This is a genomic window from Cryobacterium sp. TMT2-15-1, assembly GCF_004402345.1.
Taxonomy (GTDB): Bacteria; Actinomycetota; Actinomycetes; order Actinomycetales; family Microbacteriaceae; genus Cryobacterium; species Cryobacterium sandaracinum.
On record NZ_SOGD01000007.1, the window covers coordinates 103,195 to 118,913 of the forward strand.

The following is a 15,719-nucleotide window of genomic DNA, read 5'->3' on the forward strand; positions in this document are numbered from 1 at the left end:
TTAGGCGTCGCCCTTTTTGGGCTCTTCGTCGGTGTCGGCAACGCGCTGACCGAAGTCGGGTTCGCCCATGACGGTGGCGCTGCCCTGGTTCAGCTCGGCGACGCCCTCGTCTTCGGGCTCGGCCACGATCGGCTCCACCACGCGGGCGATGGTCTGACGGTGCAACTGCACGACGGTTCCCGGGGCGATCTCTAGGGCAACCTTGTTCGCCTCCTCGTCAATCGCGAGGATGGTTCCGTACATGCCGAAGTTGGTCATGACCTCGGCGCCGACGACCATCTGGGCCTGCAGGGCAGCGAGGTCCTTCTGGCGTTTGCGGCTGTTGCGGAACATGAAGAACACGAGCGCCGCGAGAACGGCGAACATGACGAGAGTCAACGGATCCATAAAACTGTGGGACCTTCCGGTTGCGGCGCGAGGGCCGAAGTCTGTGCGTCTGGCTCGGAGAACCAGCACGAGTGGTTCGAGGCGAACCAACTCGAATTATAGGTCATCCAGCATAAGAGGGATTGGCGGCCCACCCACCAGAGGGGCCGTCAGGCCGAAATGCCGCCACGCTTCCGCGGTCGCCACCCGGCCGCGCGGGGTGCGCATCAGGAAGCCGATCCGCACCAGGAACGGCTCCACGACGGCCTCGATGGTCTCGGACTCCTCCCCCACGGACACCGCGAGCGTGTTTAGACCCACCGGCCCTCCCCCAAAACGGGTCAGGATGATGCGCATCACCTCCCGGTCGAGCCGGTCGAGCCCGATGGCGTCGACGTCGTAGAGTTCGAGAGCCGCGTGCACCGCGGCCACATCGGCGTCTCCACCGTGCACCAGCGCGTAGTCTCGCACCCGCCGGAGCAGGCGGTTGGCGATTCTGGGCGTGCCGCGGCACCGACCGGCGATCTCGGCGATGGCGGCCGTGTCGATCGCCAGGTCGAGCAGTTTGGCTGCCCGGCCGAGCACCTGCTCGAGCTCGTGGTCGGCGTAGAACTCGAGGTGGGCTGTGAAGCCGAACCGGTCGCGCAGTGGGTTGGGCAGCAGTCCGGACCGGGTCGTGGCGCCGACCAGGGTGAACGGTGCCAGGTCGAGGGGAACCGAGGTGGCGCCGGCGCCCTTGCCGACCATGATGTCGATGCGGAAGTCCTCCATCGCCAGATAGAGCATCTCCTCGGCGGAGCGGGCCATGCGGTGGATCTCGTCGATGAACAGCACCTCGCCGGGCACCAGCGAGGAGAGTACCGCCGCCAGGTCACCGGCGTGCTGGATGGCCGGGCCGCTGGACATCCGCAGCGGGCGGTTGCCCTCGTAGGCGATGATCATGGCCAAAGTGGTCTTGCCGAGTCCGGGCGGGCCGGCCAGCAGGATGTGGTCGGGGGTACGGTTCTGCATGGTGGCTGCGGTCAGGAGCAGCTGCAGCTGCCCGCGAACCTTCTGCTGGCCGACGAACTCGCCGAGGCTGCGCGGACGGAGGGCACCCTCGAAGGCCAGTTCGGCGTCGCCCTCGAGTTCCGGCCTGGTGAGCTCCACGCCGGGGTCTCCGGCCAGATCCTGTGCGCCGGTCACGGGCGACGCTCCGATGCCTGCTGGGCCGGGCCGAGCCTGACGAGTACGAGGCGGAGGAGCGCTGCGACGCCGACCTGCCCGGGTTCGACGGTCTCCGCGAGGGTCTCGTCGACGGCCTCGGCCGCCACCTTCTCCGACCAGCCGAGCCCGATCAGGGCGGCCTGCACGTTCGCCGACGCGCTGGTGGGCTCCGGACGGGCGGATGCCGCGGCCGTGACGGTCACGAACACCTTGCCGGCCAGGGAGAGCACGATCAGTTTGGCCGTTTTCGGACCAATGCCGCTGACCTTGCGGAAAGCGCCGTCGTCTTCCGCCGAGACGGCCTGAGCGATCTGGACGGGGCTGAGCACCGCGAGTACGCCAAGGGCCGATTTCGGGCCGACCCCGGTGACGCCGACCAAAAGCTCGAAGACCTCGAGTTCGTCGGCGGACGGGAATCCGAAGAGGGTGAGCGAGTCCTCGCGCACGATAAGGGTGGTCGCAAGCCGGGCCTCCGTGCCGACGCGCAGGGAAAGCGCAGTGGCCGGGGTGACCTGTACGGCCAGACCGACTCCCCCGACCTCGATCACGGCCGTGGAATCCACGGCAGACAGGACAAGGCCACGAACGGAAGCAATCACCGCTTCAGACTACGGGGCACCGGCGACACTGCGCTGCGCTCGGCGGCGCGCCACGCCTTCTGGGCCGGGGTCAGGGTGCCGGGGACCACGTCGGCGCTCGTGGGCAGGGTGCCGCCGGCCGCCCCGGTGCGCCAGGCATGGCAGATCGCGATGGCCAGCGCGTCCGCGGCATCCGCGGGCTTGGGCACCTCGGCCAGGCCCAGCACCCGTGCGACCATGGCGCCGACCTGGGCTTTGTCGGCGGACCCGTAGCCGGTGATGGCTGCCTTGACCTCGCTCGGGGTGTGCAGGGTGACCGTCAGCCCACGCTGAGCCGCCAGGAGCAGCGCGACGCCGCTCATCTGAGCGGTGCCCATCACGGTGCTGACATTGTCCTGAGCGAACACCCTCTCGATGGCGACGACCACCGGCTTGTGCCGGTCGAGCAAATCTTCCAGGCCCCGGCTGATCAACAGGAGCCTCTGCTCGAGCGGCAAGTCCGGCGAGCTGCGCAGCACGGTCACGTCAACCAGGGACGCGGATCGGTTGGCGGCGACGTCTACGATTCCGACGCCGCAGCGGGTCAGCCCGGGATCGATGCCCAGAACCCGGACCGACACAGCGCGCTACTCGGCTTCGGCCTGAAGCTCCGCGATGACCTCAGGCGACACGTCGTAGTTACTGTAGATGTTCTGCACGTCGTCGAGTTCTTCAAGGGCGTCGATCAGCCGGAACACCTTGCGGGCGGTCTCGGCGTCGACCTCGACCTTGAGCTGGGGCACGAACGCGATGTCGGCGGAGTCGTAGTCGATCCCGGCTGTCTGCAGGGCGGTCCGGGTCGCGACGAGATCGTGCGCTTCGCTGAAAACCTCGAACTTCTCACCGTCGTCGACGACCTCTTCGGCGCCCGCGTCGAGCACGGCGAGGAGCACGTCATCTTCGCTGAGGCCGTTGCTCTTCGGCACGACGACGATGCCCTTGCGGTGGAAGTTGTACGCGACGCTGCCGGGGTCGGCCATGTTGCCGCCGTTTCTGGACATGGTGGTGCGCACCTCGGCGGCCGCGCGGTTCTTGTTGTCGGTCAAACACTCGATCATGACGGCGACGCCGTGCGCGGCGTAGCCCTCATACATGATGGTGGTGTAGTCGACTACTTCGCCGGACAGGCCGGCGCCGCGCTTGACGGCACGGTCAATGTTGTCGTTGGGAACGGAGGTCTTCTTGGCCTTCTGGATCGCGTCGACCAGGGTCGGGTTGCCCGACAGGTCGGCGCCACCCATGCGGGCCGCGACTTCGATGTTCTTGATCAACTTGGCGAAGGCCTTGGCCCGACGCGAGTCGGTGACCGCCTTCTGGTGCTTTGTTGTCGCCCACTTGGAATGTCCGGACATGATTCTCCCGTTATCTTTGGCTGTCGTGACGTGCCTGTCGATTGGCGCGGGGGTGCCGCCGCCGTGCTGGTCGCTGCACTACTTGTGCCATTGGTCGCTGCACCGTGGGGTGCGCCTCATTCTAACCCGCGATGCCTGATGGGCCGGGCTTCACGCGCCCGGGGCCGCGGCGATCAGTTTGTTCAGGGTGCGGAGGTTGCGGGTGGTCGTGGTCGACCGGTACCGGGCCTTGCCGCTCAGCTTGCTGAACGGGCTGTTGATGCCGATGCTTCGGCGCACCTGCCAGTAGAGCACGCCGGTTCCGGTCCGAACCTGCTCCGTTTCCGGGTCCGGTTCCGCGGCCGCCTCGAGTAGTTCGTCGAGCGCGGTCTGCGCCGATCCGAACACGACATACGGATGCCAACCGTCCCGCTCCGCATCGTATGGGAACGCCCGCGCCACCCTGTCGAGGGTGTCAACGCCAAGCAGGACGATCCACGCCTGATAACCGAAGTTGTCGGAGAGAGCGCGTTCGATTGTGGCCTTGAGGGCCGCGGCATCCGGCTCGCTCGCCGTGAAGAGCACGTTGCCGCTGGCCAGGACCGTGCGGACATCCGTGTAACCGAGCCCGCGGAACACGGACCGCAGGTCCGTCATCGTGATCGTGATCCCATTGACGTTGATTCCGCGCAGGAGCGCCACCCAGCCGGCCATGACCGGAGCCTAGTAGCGGAAGTCGGCGGCGGCCACCTTCTGCAGGAAATAGTCGTGGAACCGGTGCTCCCCGGTGATCTCGGGGTGGAATGACGTTCCGAGCAGGTTGTCCTGCTCGACCGCGACGCAGCGCCCGTCCGAGAGCGTGGCTATCGCGCGGGCCCGGGTCCCGACGGACTCCACCACGGGGGCACGGATGAAAATGGCGTGCACCGGCGGCTCACCGAGCACCGGCACGTCGAGGTCGGTCTCGAAGGAGAGCGTCTGCGAACCGAAGGCGTTGCGACGCACGGCGATGTCGAAGCCGCCGATGCTCTGCTGCCCTTCGATCCCGTCGATGACGGTGTCGGCGAGCATGATCAGGCCCGCGCAGGTGCCGTAGACGGGCAGGCCGGCCCGCACGGCCTCGGCCAGAGGTTCCGCCACGCCGAACGCGCGGGCCAGTTTGTCCATGACGCTGGATTCGCCGCCGGGGATCACGAGCCCGCTGATGCGGGCCAGTTCCTCCGGACGGCGGATGAGTTCGACGTCGGCGCCGAGGGACCGCAGTACCTCGGCATGCTCACGAAAGTCACCCTGCAGGGCGAGAACTCCAACGCTCACGAAGGGGTGGTTACCAGCCGCGCTCGGAGAGGCGGTGCGGCGCAGCCAGATCGGACACGTTGATGCCGACCATGGCCTCGCCGAGTCCGCGCGAGACGGATGCGATGACGCTGGGGTCGTCGTAGAAGGTGACGGCCTTGACGATGGCGTTGGCGCGGGCCTGCGGGTTGCCCGACTTGAAGATGCCGGAGCCGACGAATACACCGTCCGCACCCATCTGCATCATCAGGGCCGCGTCGGCGGGGGTGGCCACGCCACCCGCGACGAAGAGCACCACGGGGAGCTTGCCGGTGGCGGCGATCTCGGCGACGAGTTCGTACGGCGCCTGAAGTTCCTTCGCGGCGACGTACAGTTCGTCCTTGCTCAGAGCCGACAGGCGGGCGACCTCACCCTTGATGGTGCGGATGTGCTTCATGGCCTCCGAGACGTCGCCGGTGCCGGCTTCGCCCTTGGACCTGATCATGGCCGCGCCCTCGTTGATGCGGCGGAGCGCCTCACCCAGGTTGGTCGCGCCACAGACGAACGGGACCGTGAAGTTCCACTTGTCGATGTGGTTGACGTAGTCGGCCGGGCTCAGCACCTCGGACTCGTCGATGTAATCGACGTTCAGGGCCTGAAGGATTTGAGCCTCGACGAAGTGGCCGATGCGCGCCTTGGCCATCACCGGGATGGATACCTCGGCGATGATGCTGTCGATCAGGTCGGGGTCACTCATGCGGGCGACGCCACCCTGGGAACGGATGTCGGCGGGAACCCGCTCCAGGGCCATGACGGCGACAGCACCGGCGTCCTCGGCGATGCGAGCCTGCTCGGCGTTGACGACGTCCATGATGACGCCGCCCTTCATCATGTCGGCGAGACCACGCTTGACGCGGCTCGAACCAAAGGCGGAAGTGGTTTCAGTCATAGCTTTGATTCTATTCCTTGGGTGGTGTTGATTCCGCCCGGCGGGTGCCGGTGGAGGGTATATGCGGCTAGTTGCCATCCTGGGGCCAGCCCTCGGCGACTTCGCGCCGCACATCGCCCAGGAGGCGGGGAATCGCCTTCGTTCCGGCGATGATCGGGAAGAAGTTCGAGTCGAGCGCCCAGCGGGGAACGATGTGCTGGTGTAGGTGCTCGGCAATGCCCGCGCCGGCAATACGGCCTTGGTTCATGCCGATGTTGAAGCCGTCGCAGTGCGACACCGCTTTGAGCACACGCATGGCCACCTGGGTGAGACTGCCGATCTCGGCGACCTCCTCCGGACTGGCCTCGTCGTAAGTCGCGACGTGCCGGTAGGGACAGACCAGCAGATGTCCGCTGTTATACGGGAACAGGTTCAGTAACACGTAGGCGTGCGTGCCGCGGGCCACAATCAGAGCCTTCTCGTCGGTCATGCTCGGGGCCAGGCAGAAGGGGCAGTCATCCGGGTGCGGTTGCTGGCCGTCCTGGATGTAGACCAGGCGGTGCGGGGTCCATAGCCGTTGGAAGGCATCCGGAACCGCGGCGAACTCCGACGACTGCTCGAGCCCCTCGAACTCGTCGCTGTGCGTGTCCATCTCAGACCTGGCCCTGGGTCGTGACCTGCGCGCGCGTATGGATCGCGGCGATGATGCGACGGATGGCCTCGTCGGCCGGTACGCCGTTCTCCTGGGTGCCGTCGCGGAACCGGAAGCTCACCGAGCGATTGGAGCGGTCATCCTCGCCGACGATCAGCTGGAAGGGCACCTTCGCCTTGGTGTGGTTGCGGATCTTCTTCTGCATGCGGTCGTCGGAGTGGTCGACCTGGGCGCGCACGCCTGCCGTCTCGAGCCGGCCGATGATTTCGTCGAGGTAGGGACCGTACTGTTCGGACACGGGGATGCCGACGACCTGCACCGGGGACAGCCACACCGGGAACGCCCCGGCGTAGTGCTCGGTGAGCACGGCGAAGAAGCGCTCGATCGAACCGAACAGGGCCCGGTGGATCATCACCGGGCGCTGGCGGGAGCCGTCGGGGGCGGTGTACTCGAGGTCGAACCGTTCCGGCAGGTTGAAGTCCAGCTGGATGGTGGACATCTGCCAGGTGCGGCCGATCGCGTCGCGGGCCTGCACGGAGATCTTCGGGCCGTAGAAGGCGGCGCCGCCCGGGTCGGCCACGAGTTCGAGGCCGGATGCTTCGGCGACTTCACGCAGGGTGTCGGTCGCTTCCGCCCAGGCCTCGTCGCTGCCGACGAATTTCTTCGGGTCCTTCGTGGAGAGTTCGAGGTAGTAGTCCTCGAGGCCGTAGTCGGCGAGCAGCTTGAGCACGAAGTTGAGGGTGCTGGTGAGCTCCTCCTTCATTCCTTCGCGGGTCGTGTAGATGTGCGCGTCGTCCTGGGTCATGCCGCGCACGCGGGTGAGGCCGTGCACGACGCCGGACTTCTCGTAGCGGTAGACCGATCCGAATTCGAACAGGCGCATGGGCAGGTCGCGGTAACTGCGGCCGCTGGAGCGGAAGATCAGGTTGTGGAACGGGCAGTTCATCGGCTTGAGGTAGTAGTCGACGCCCTGACGGGTCATGTGGCCGTCGGCGTCGTACTCCGCGTCGAGTTTCATCGGCGGGAACATGCCATCGGCGTACCAGTCGAGGTGACCGGACGTCTCGAAGAGGTTCGACTTGGTGATGTGCGGTGTGTAGACGAAATCGTAGCCGGCCTCGGTGTGGCGCTTGCGGGAGTAGTTCTCCATCTCCTGGCGGATGATGCCGCCCCTCGGGTGGAAGACGGGCAGGCCGGAGCCGATCTCCTCGGGGAAGCTGAAGAGGTCGAGTTCGGCGCCGAGCTTGCGATGGTCGCGTTTGGCGGCCTCCTCCTGGCGGGCTTGGTAGGCGCGCAGTTCGTCCTTGGTGGGCCAGGCGGTGCCGTAGATGCGCTGCAGCTGCGGGTTCTTCTCGGACCCGCGCCAGTAGGCGGCGGCCAGACGGGTCAGGGAATAGCCGTTGCCGATCATGCGCGTGTTCGGCAGGTGGGGACCGCGGCAGAGGTCTTTCCAGAGCGTCTCCCCCGTCTTCGGGTCCACGTTGTCGTAAATGGTGAGTTCGGCGCCGCCGACCTCGACGGACTCGTTGTCGACAGTCTCGGCGGCCCCGCCCTTGAGCCCGATTAGTTCGAGCTTGTACGGCTCGGCGGCGAGTTCATCTCTGGCCTGGTCGTCGGTGACCACGCGGCGCACGAACCGCTGGCCCTGGCGGATGATGCGGTCCATGGCCTTCTCGAGCGACTTGATGTCCTCGGGGGTGAATGCCTCTTCAACGTCGAAGTCGTAGTAGAAACCGTCGGTGACGGGCGGGCCGATGCCCAGGCGCGCCGCCGGGTTCACGGTCTGCACGGCCTGTGCGAGCACGTGAGCGGCCGAGTGGCGCAGGATGCTGAGGCCGTCCGGCGAGCCGATGGTCACCGGTTCGACGACATCCGTTGGAATCACCGTCGTGGCGAGATCCTTGAGCTCGCCGTTGACGCGCATTGCGACAACGGACCGGTCGGTGAATAGCTCAAAGCCGTCAGCCACGTGTATTACTCCTCAGTATTGTTCGAACCCCAATAACTTTAGCGGCGCGCCTCGACCACAACGGGCACGGCCATTTTGGGCAAAGAAAAACCCCCGAACTACCGGGGGTTTGCCTGTGGGCGATACTGGGATCGAACCAGTGACCTCTTCCGTGTCAGGGAAGCGCGCTACCGCTGCGCCAATCGCCCATTCTCTGAAAAGACTTTCCAGGAGTGGAGGTGGATACGGGATTCGAACCCGTGTAGACGGCTTTGCAGGCCGCTGCCTCGCCTCTCGGCCAACCCACCACATGGGATTCGTACCAAAAAGAACCGACCTTGCGGCCGATTCCATTCGAGCGGATGACGAGATTCGAACTCGCGACCCTCACCTTGGCAAGGTGATGCGCTACCACTGCGCCACATCCGCACTAGTCAACGTTTCCGCTGACTTGAAAGACTCTAGCCGATTCCGGCCGAACCTGCCGCACCCTCCCCGGCGATTCATCGCGGCGAGCCCGAGGAAGGCCCGATTCCACCTGGATTTCCGGCGCCGTGCGGGCAAAAAAAACCCCCGCTTTACCGGGGGGTTTATCTGTTTCCCAACTCTGTGGGCGATACTGGGATCGAACCAGTGACCTCTTCCGTGTCAGGGAAGCGCGCTACCGCTGCGCCAATCGCCCATTTCCTGAAAATCATTCCTGCATTGCGACTTCCGGGATTGGAGGTGGATACGGGATTCGAACCCGTGTACACGGCTTTGCAGGCCGTTGCCTCGCCTCTCGGCCAACCCACCACTTGGGATTCCTACCGAAAAAAACCGACCTCGCGGCCGATTCCATTCGAGCGGATGACGAGATTCGAACTCGCGACCCTCACCTTGGCAAGGTGATGCGCTACCACTGCGCCACATCCGCAACTGCCCGCATTTCTGCGCGCTTGGAAGACTCTAGCCGATAGTCCCGTTCATATTCAAACCGAGTCGTTCCGGCGTGTTGAGGCCCCCACGATGTGCGCCTTCCACCCGGTCTGGGTTAGTATCGAGACTCGTGGTTACAGTACGAGGCCACAGGGGCGATTGGCGCAGTTGGTAGCGCGCTTCCTTCACACGGAAGAGGTCATCGGTTCGAGTCCGGTATCGCCCACACCAGAAAACCCCGGTCAAACGGGGTTTTTCTTTGCCCAAATGCGATTCGACCGCCGAACAAAGCGCGAGAAAATGCGCAACTTATTCTCACGGAGCGATAAGCAGGCTGATTTTTCGGCCAAATAGAGCGCCCGAAAAGCACGAGAAAGCGCACGAATAGGTACTCCATTGAATAGTCGCTTCCGCGCGCACCACGTGTGGTGCGCTTGAGCGCCAATGCGCGGTGGCGCGATTGTTGTGGCTGAGCACCACGGTCGGCGTGGTCGAGCACCACCTCGATCGGCTATCACCACTAATCGGCGGCCACACAGTCTGGATTGCTTCAGCTTTGACGCAGTCTCGCAATCAGCTCGGTGTCGGTGGAGCTCCTAAAGTTTCTGCGCGCATTCTGCTGGAAGAAGTCCCACGACTCCGACGAGTGCAGGGCACGCTCCATCGCCTCGCTCGCACGGCCAGACAGCCCAGCGAGCCATTCAAGGATCGTGCGCGCCGGGGCGAATTGATCGACTCCTGCGGTGGTGCCGAAGAGGTCTGTTGCGACACGCTCGGCCGACTCGAACTGGTTCGCGTTGACCAGGGCACGGAGTACCCGCACACACCAGGAGAGAAACGAATCCATCTCGTTGTAGCTCATTCTGGGCACTTCCTCCAGGAGATCCGATACCGCATCGCTCATGCCACCGCTATCGGCTGCGGCCCATGCATTCACGTCGGACTGCGAAACCTTCGGGAGAGCACGGATCACGTGCACGTTTTCCTCCGGCTGCCCGAGAATATAAGCGCTCGCCTCGGCCCAATCTCCTTGCTGCGTCAACGTCAGAAACGCCCCCACGTACGGTCGGGTCGCCGCGATGAAGGCCTTCACAAAATCGTCAAGGTACGCAAACCGATCCTGTCCGAGTGGCCTCGTCGCCCTGCGGATAATAGCGCCAAGACGAGCATCAGGAGGCATCACCACATGTCCGTACGATGGCTGCTGCCCGGTCAGCAGCCAGGATGCGATTGCCCCGAGGCTGTACACGTCAGCGGCCGAGGCGTCCATCAGAGTGCACCCCAGTGAGCAGGTCTAGATCGCTCGAAAGTCGCGTCAATCAGAGTGGGTGTCCGATATTATTGGACAGAAGCGACGGGGGATCGTAAAGATGATTGGACACAGAGGGCAGGTGGTTGGCTATGTGCGCGTTAGCGCCACCGACCAAAACGAAGCTCGGCAGTTTGAAGCGCTCGGCACGGTGGACAAGATGTTCTTCGAGAAGGTGTCGGGCAAGAATACCGAAGACCGAGCACAGCTCCAGGAGATGCTCACCTACGTGCACGAGGGGGACAAGGTTCGGGTGAAGTCATCAGATCGGCTTGCACGTTCGACGACTGACCTTCTGGCGCTTGTCGAACAGCTCAAGGCGAAGGGCGTCGCGCTGGAATTCGTCGACAACCCGGCCCTGAACACGGATACCCCCCAAGGTGAGTTCATGCTCACGGTTCTCGCCGCTATCGCACAGCTGGAGCGCAAATCCATCCGTGAACGGCAGGCAGAGGGCATCGCCATCGCGAAGAGGAACGGGACGTACGAGAAGGCTACGAAGCTTGGACTGGAGCAGATCACTGAGGCCCGCGAGCGGGTCGAGGCTGGCGTGCCGAAAGCGTTGGTGGCCCGGGACCTCGGGGTGTCGCGGCAGACGCTCTACGCCGCGCTGAACAGCTCCGGTTTATACGCTGCGTTGGTGGGCGTCTAGTACCGACATTGGTCGCCTCACTGGTCTGGATCTTCGTCAACTCGCAGACGCGAACCGACTTCCGACCGCCGCTCTAGCTCGCAGCCTGAGTGGTTCCCTGGCCACTCCGATGACAGCTACAAAGCGAGGGCACTAGTGAGGTTGACGAGCACATGGTGAGGGGCAACGGCCAGCACCACGTTTGCATGTTGGCCGAGTGTGGTTGCTCGCAATGGTCGATTGGTTCCTTGGGCTGCTAAGGCCCGCTCAGTGGGATGCGTGGCGCAGCTGGCTCGCGACCGATGGGGCTCACCGCGCTGCTCATCGCGACTGGTGGCGCTCAGCGAACTTCCCCATTCCTGCTCATCGAAGCCCACCGGTCCAACGCCTGAGTGAGGTCGGGTCTATCCGATTCCGAGATCAGACGCTTATTGCGACCTTTCCACGGGCGTGCTCGTCGACGAAGTACCGCATGGCAGCGGGCACCTCGGCGAGCCGATAGATGCGATCGATTGCGGGGGTCACCCGCTCGGCCTCAATCAGGTCGCGTAGCTCGTTCAGCGTTTTCGTGCTGCCGTTCTGGGTGAATGGTTTGAGTTTCTGGCCAATGAGTGGCGATATGGCAACGGCTTTGAGGATGCGCCCCATAGGCCCGACCACGCGTCCGCCTGTGCCACTGGAGAGTACGAGGACTCCCTTGGAAGTGAGTGCGCTGCGCAATTCGGTCAGCGTGTGGTTCCCGATTAGATCGAAGATGACGTCGTGCCGAGCGGTTCCACGGGTGAAGTCGTCGCGGCCGTAATCGACGACGTGGTCGGCACCGAGTGATTGCACGAGCGCAGCGTTGGCGGCGCTGCTCACGGCGGTGACCTCGGCGCCGAGCGCTTTCGCGATCTGCACAGCGAAAGTCCCGACTCCCCCGGATGCCCCATTGACCAGCACTCGCTGACCGGGCGTCACCGAACCGGCATCGCGCAAGCCGACCAAAGCTGTCATCCCGGACAGAGGCACCGCGGCGGCTTGCTCGAAGGTCAAATTGACCGGCTTTCGCGCCAGAAGCGAGGCGGGTGCGGCGACGTACTCCGCAAAGGTTCCTGAACTGAGCTCTCCGTAGACTTCGTCGCCCTGGCGGAAAGCCGTGACATTGGTGCCGACCGACTCGACGACGCCCGCGACATCCTTGCCCCGCGTCATCGCTTTCGGTCTTCGAGTGCCGAAGGCCAATCGCGCGACAAGCGGTGTGCCCGACGTGTGAATCCAGTCGGCATGGTTGAGGCTCGCGGCTACCACGCGGACGAGAACGTCGTTTTGGCCAACGACCGGATGGTCGATGTCTTCCATTTTGAGCACTTCGACATCGCCGTACTCCCGCTGAACTATTGCCTTCAAGATGTGCCTCCTAGTTCGGCTGCAGGCTACCGCATACCGGTAACGTCTTCCGGCGCTGCGCACAGCCGGGCGGCGGTGACGCGACCGGTGGCCGGGCCGGAGCGGCGCCCGAGCACGGCTGGTCTTTTGTGGGAGGGGGGACGGTCATGCCCGAGCCGTTACGGCTGCGGTCGTGCCAAAGCCCCGCACAATGAGCCAAATGGCGAAGAACAGCTCGAACAGGCCACCCGGAACGGTGGAAACGAGGCTGGCACCCACTACGCCGGCGAGTTCGAGAAAGCACCCGCCCGCGAATAACGCGTAGCCAATAAATCCCCACACGGCCAGGAACCGTGGCACGAGGCGTGAGCGGTAGAGCGCAATGCAGAACAGCAGGCTACCGACGCCAAGGCCCGCCATCGCAATGTTGTATGCAAGGAAGTTGGTGCCGCCCATGCCGGCGAGTAGCGCGACCGCGCCGACCGCCAAAATCCCACCCTCGAAGATCCGGGTGGCGAGGTAGCTGGCCGCGATTACTGGAGCGTGTGGCCGAAGGACAGGAAGCATGACAGCTCCGATCGTGATCACGGCCACCGAGTTCAACACCATCAGCACCACTCCTGCGGTGAGGAGGCCGCCGGGGGAAGCGGTCGTCGCGATAGAGCTTCCAATGAAGTAAAGGACAAAGGCGGCAAGCATCAGCGTGCCAACGGTGCGGGCAATTGTGCGTGTATTACTCATACGTTTCTCATCTCCAGTCGTCATACCATACGGTGTATGGTGAATAACGCGAAAGTACCATACGGCGTATGGTGGTGTCTATGGCGAAGCCTGAAGATAGAACACCGGTCACCCGTGAGCGAGCGATCAGGGTCGCCATGGCGCTTGCCGATGCCGACGGGATCGAGTCGCTCAGCATGCGCAAGCTGGCCGCCGCACTCGACATAACGGCCATGTCGCTCTACTACCATTTGAAGGACAAGGAAGATCTTCTCGACGGGATGCTCGACATCGTGCACTCCGAATTCGCGACGCCGGGTGCTGGGGACGAGTGGCGGGCGGCCATGCGGAAGCGGGCGGGGTCGACGCGCAGTGTCCTGGCACTGCATCCCTGGGCCATCAGCATGAAGGCCCGCACATCCCCTGGACCGGCGACCCTCGGTCACCTCGATTCGGTCATCGGCTGCTTAACGGCTGCGGGCTTCTCGATGGCCATGACGGGCCACGCCATGTCGATCCTGGACAGTTACGTGCTGGGCTTCGCCCAGCAGGAGGCCTCGCTGCCGCTCGACCCGTCCGGCGACATCGGCGACGCGACCGAAGCCATTATGGCGCAGCAGGAAGCCATGGCCGACTCCTTCAAGAACCTCGCCGCGATGGCAGTATCGCTGATCCTGCAGCCCGGATACGCCTTCGGCAACGAATTTGGCTTCGGTCTCGAACTGATTCTCGATGGCCTCGAAGTAGCCCTTCTGAGCGACTCCGTTCCTCCTAATCAGTAACGTTCGGCAGCGCTGCCAGGATCCGGTGCATCACCGCCCGCACCAACGTGCGGTTCTGAGATGGACGCGCAGGCCGCCGGCGTCAAAGCGTTCGAACGTCGTGCCTGACCTGTTCGCGAACGACTTGTTGCCCGTCAATATGATGAAATCATGTTCCTCTGCGAGCAGTACCCCGCAGTCGCGAATTTCTGGGCACCAGTGACACAACTCGTCCCTGTTTTCGGGCTCGCTCTGGTGCTTGGGGCGCGCCGACTCGTCGTGCCGCTCCCCGCTGGTCGCGCTTCGAGCTCGCCCGGTTGTGTAGGACGCTGAATCAGGGCTCAGGCCGGTATCCAACGTGGTGTTCTTCCACGACGCGCAGGCGGCGATCGGGGCGCCCGTGTTCCGCGCCCACTACGCGCTGATCCGCGGACGGACCCGGCGCACCGGCGCCCGCGGCGTGTCAGTGACCGGCGAGCAGCTGTGGGACCTGCTCGACGTGGCGGAGAAAGTCCGGGTGCGTCATGCCGCGGAGCGGGAACGGGAGCGGGTGGTGGTCGAGGCGGAGGCTGCGGACAACGTCATCCAGATGTGGCGGCGGCGGGCGTGAGGTTCCGGACGCTATTCACGGGATGGGCCGGCCTTTAGACGCACCTGATCGGGTGCCGATAGACGTCAGCTGATCCCGAGTCGCTCGAAGACCAGCGTGGCCTGAATGCGGTCGCCGCCCCCGAGGCCCTTACTGCCTGAGGCTGACGTCGTGATGGTGTGCAGTCGATAGCCGAGGGCGGCTTGCGCGTTGATAGACCTTTCTAGCTCGGTGAGGTTGCCAGATCCGGTACCGAATAGCTTCTCCTTCAGCACCACCAGTAATACGACGTAGCTCTGCCCTTTTTGCGCCGGCCGTGGTCGACCTCCCGCGACGGACTCCGACTTGATGTGGTCGATCAGCGCGGCGGGACTGTTCACCGGCGCCTCCTCTTGCCACACATCCATCCACTGCTCGCCGTCCCACCGTCGCTGGCGACCCGAACCGTCGTCGTACCAACCTGCTGCTGCGTTCGCCACTGTTGCCTCGTTTCAGTCGGTCAGGTCGCGACGCGCCTGGACGTGCGCTAAAACGTATCAGCCGGTATCGCTGGCGGCACCGATTGCCTCAGGCGTCGAGACCTAACCCATCCGCACCGGCTGCTGCAGCACGGACTGTTCGGCCGTGTAGTTGAAAGTCTCGATCTTTTCGCCCGGCAGCGCGGAGTCGCAGCCGGAGCGGATGTCGCGGATCTCCTTGCCCTATGCGATTGTGCGGTCTAATGTGAGTGAGTGCTCACGTCAAATATCGAAGCGGACACATCCGCGGCATCCATCACCACCGACGGCCTACTCCGCCAATTCGGCAGTCTCACGGCGCTTGACCGCGTTAGTGTGGCTCTTCCCCGGGGCGGCGTGGTTGGCCTCCTTGGCCCCAACGGGTCCGGCAAGTCGACTCTGATCCGCATCCTGCTCGGGCTCATTCCACCGACATCGGGCCGGGCCACCGTACTCGGCCACTCGACCACGAACCCCGCCCGCTACGCACACGACGTCGGAGCGCTCATCGAGGCACCGTCATTTGTTCCGGGGCTCTCGGCTCGAAAGAATCTCCTGTCGCTGGCTCGCCTGCGAGGATTGCCTTCGACCCGGGTCGCCGAG

General features: G+C 64.4%; 18 protein-coding genes and 7 tRNA genes. 5 read left to right on the forward strand and 20 right to left on the reverse strand.

Translation table 11 applies throughout. The features are described 5' to 3' along the window. From yajC to E3O62_RS01535, 16 genes are all read right to left on the reverse strand, one after another. Positions 1–366: a preprotein translocase subunit YajC gene (yajC, locus tag E3O62_RS01460; RefSeq protein WP_241973247.1), complete on the reverse strand. Its 366-nt coding sequence runs from the start codon at positions 364–366 to the stop codon at positions 1–3. A 117-nt stretch (positions 367–483) separates the two neighbouring features. Then, positions 484–1,533: a Holliday junction branch migration DNA helicase RuvB gene (gene ruvB / locus E3O62_RS01465; RefSeq protein ID WP_370448874.1), complete on the reverse strand. Its 1,050-nt coding sequence runs from the start codon at positions 1,531–1,533 to the stop codon at positions 484–486. 14 nt (positions 1,534–1,547) lie between these two features. Then, positions 1,548–2,171 carry a Holliday junction branch migration protein RuvA gene (gene ruvA, locus E3O62_RS01470; RefSeq protein WP_134397306.1) on the reverse strand — a complete coding sequence of 208 codons (624 nt, stop codon included), beginning with the start codon at positions 2,169–2,171 and terminating at the stop codon, positions 1,548–1,550. After that, positions 2,168–2,770: a crossover junction endodeoxyribonuclease RuvC gene (ruvC, locus tag E3O62_RS01475; RefSeq protein ID WP_134396149.1), complete on the reverse strand. Its 603-nt coding sequence runs from the start codon at positions 2,768–2,770 to the stop codon at positions 2,168–2,170. Before ruvC ends, ruvA begins: the two co-directional genes overlap by 4 nt. 6 nt (positions 2,771–2,776) lie before the next feature. Beyond that, complete coding sequence (locus tag E3O62_RS01480) at positions 2,777–3,541, reverse strand: YebC/PmpR family DNA-binding transcriptional regulator (RefSeq protein WP_104100486.1); 765 nt, start codon at positions 3,539–3,541, stop codon at positions 2,777–2,779. A gap of 150 nt (positions 3,542–3,691) precedes the next feature. Then, on the reverse strand, positions 3,692–4,234 hold the full coding sequence (locus E3O62_RS01485) for a DUF1697 domain-containing protein (protein ID WP_134396150.1): 543 nt from the start codon (positions 4,232–4,234) through the stop codon (positions 3,692–3,694). Between the two features lie 9 nt (positions 4,235–4,243). Then, on the reverse strand, positions 4,244–4,837 hold the full coding sequence (gene pdxT, locus E3O62_RS01490) for a pyridoxal 5'-phosphate synthase glutaminase subunit PdxT (protein ID WP_134396151.1): 594 nt from the start codon (positions 4,835–4,837) through the stop codon (positions 4,244–4,246). 10 nt (positions 4,838–4,847) lie between these two features. Next, positions 4,848–5,744: a pyridoxal 5'-phosphate synthase lyase subunit PdxS gene (pdxS, locus tag E3O62_RS01495; RefSeq protein WP_134396152.1), complete on the reverse strand. Its 897-nt coding sequence runs from the start codon at positions 5,742–5,744 to the stop codon at positions 4,848–4,850. A gap of 67 nt (positions 5,745–5,811) precedes the next feature. After that, on the reverse strand, positions 5,812–6,375 hold the full coding sequence (locus E3O62_RS01500) for an HIT domain-containing protein (protein ID WP_104100482.1): 564 nt from the start codon (positions 6,373–6,375) through the stop codon (positions 5,812–5,814). 1 nt (position 6,376) lies between these two features. Next, on the reverse strand, positions 6,377–8,299 hold the full coding sequence (thrS, locus tag E3O62_RS01505) for a threonine--tRNA ligase (RefSeq protein WP_241973251.1): 1,923 nt from the start codon (positions 8,297–8,299) through the stop codon (positions 6,377–6,379). A gap of 161 nt (positions 8,300–8,460) precedes the next feature. Next, a tRNA-Val gene (locus tag E3O62_RS01510) sits at positions 8,461–8,532 on the reverse strand. Between the two features lie 25 nt (positions 8,533–8,557). Beyond that, a tRNA-Cys gene (locus E3O62_RS01515) sits at positions 8,558–8,631 on the reverse strand. 49 nt (positions 8,632–8,680) lie between these two features. Then, positions 8,681–8,752: transfer RNA gene (locus E3O62_RS01520), tRNA-Gly, on the reverse strand. Positions 8,753–8,933: 181 nt separating this feature from the next. Next, a tRNA-Val gene (locus E3O62_RS01525) sits at positions 8,934–9,005 on the reverse strand. Positions 9,006–9,044: 39 nt separating this feature from the next. Further along, a tRNA-Cys gene (locus tag E3O62_RS01530) sits at positions 9,045–9,118 on the reverse strand. Positions 9,119–9,167: 49 nt separating this feature from the next. Continuing rightward, positions 9,168–9,239: transfer RNA gene (locus E3O62_RS01535), tRNA-Gly, on the reverse strand. Between the two features lie 155 nt (positions 9,240–9,394). On the opposite strand from E3O62_RS01535, the gene E3O62_RS01540 reads away from it, so the two are divergent. Next, positions 9,395–9,467 (forward strand) — tRNA-Val (locus E3O62_RS01540). Between the two features lie 324 nt (positions 9,468–9,791). On the opposite strand, the gene E3O62_RS01545 is transcribed toward E3O62_RS01540, so the two are convergent. Then, complete coding sequence (locus tag E3O62_RS01545) at positions 9,792–10,511, reverse strand: hypothetical protein (RefSeq protein WP_134397307.1); 720 nt, start codon at positions 10,509–10,511, stop codon at positions 9,792–9,794. 100 nt (positions 10,512–10,611) lie between these two features. On the opposite strand from E3O62_RS01545, the gene E3O62_RS01550 reads away from it, so the two are divergent. Next, positions 10,612–11,202, forward strand: a complete 591-nt coding sequence (locus tag E3O62_RS01550) for a recombinase family protein (protein WP_134397315.1) — start codon at positions 10,612–10,614, stop codon at positions 11,200–11,202. 399 nt (positions 11,203–11,601) lie between these two features. Here E3O62_RS01550 and E3O62_RS01555 read toward each other — a convergent pair whose 3' ends face one another. Then, on the reverse strand, positions 11,602–12,522 hold the full coding sequence (locus E3O62_RS01555) for an NAD(P)-dependent alcohol dehydrogenase (RefSeq protein ID WP_241973249.1): 921 nt from the start codon (positions 12,520–12,522) through the stop codon (positions 11,602–11,604). Positions 12,523–12,714: 192 nt separating this feature from the next. Next, entirely contained in the window at positions 12,715–13,314 is a 600-nt protein-coding gene (locus E3O62_RS01560; RefSeq protein WP_134396234.1) for a DUF4386 domain-containing protein, read from the reverse strand. Positions 13,315–13,370: 56 nt separating this feature from the next. Between E3O62_RS01560 and E3O62_RS01565 the strand changes: the two genes are divergently transcribed. Together E3O62_RS01565 and E3O62_RS01570 are read left to right on the forward strand one after the other, a co-directional pair. Further along, positions 13,371–14,051, forward strand: coding sequence for a TetR/AcrR family transcriptional regulator C-terminal domain-containing protein (locus E3O62_RS01565; protein WP_198413742.1), 681 nt, complete (start codon positions 13,371–13,373; stop codon positions 14,049–14,051). A 337-nt stretch (positions 14,052–14,388) separates the two neighbouring features. After that, a complete protein-coding gene (locus E3O62_RS01570) occupies positions 14,389–14,640 on the forward strand; it encodes a hypothetical protein (protein WP_134396232.1) in 252 nt (83 codons plus the stop codon). A gap of 65 nt (positions 14,641–14,705) precedes the next feature. On the opposite strand, the gene E3O62_RS01575 is transcribed toward E3O62_RS01570, so the two are convergent. Then, a complete protein-coding gene (locus E3O62_RS01575; protein WP_241973250.1) occupies positions 14,706–15,098 on the reverse strand; it encodes a DUF4177 domain-containing protein in 393 nt (130 codons plus the stop codon). A 252-nt stretch (positions 15,099–15,350) separates the two neighbouring features. Here E3O62_RS01575 and E3O62_RS01580 point away from each other — a divergent pair. Beyond that, positions 15,351–15,719: ATP-binding cassette domain-containing protein (locus tag E3O62_RS01580; protein ID WP_134397309.1), on the forward strand; the 369-nt coding region annotated here is incomplete at its 3' end.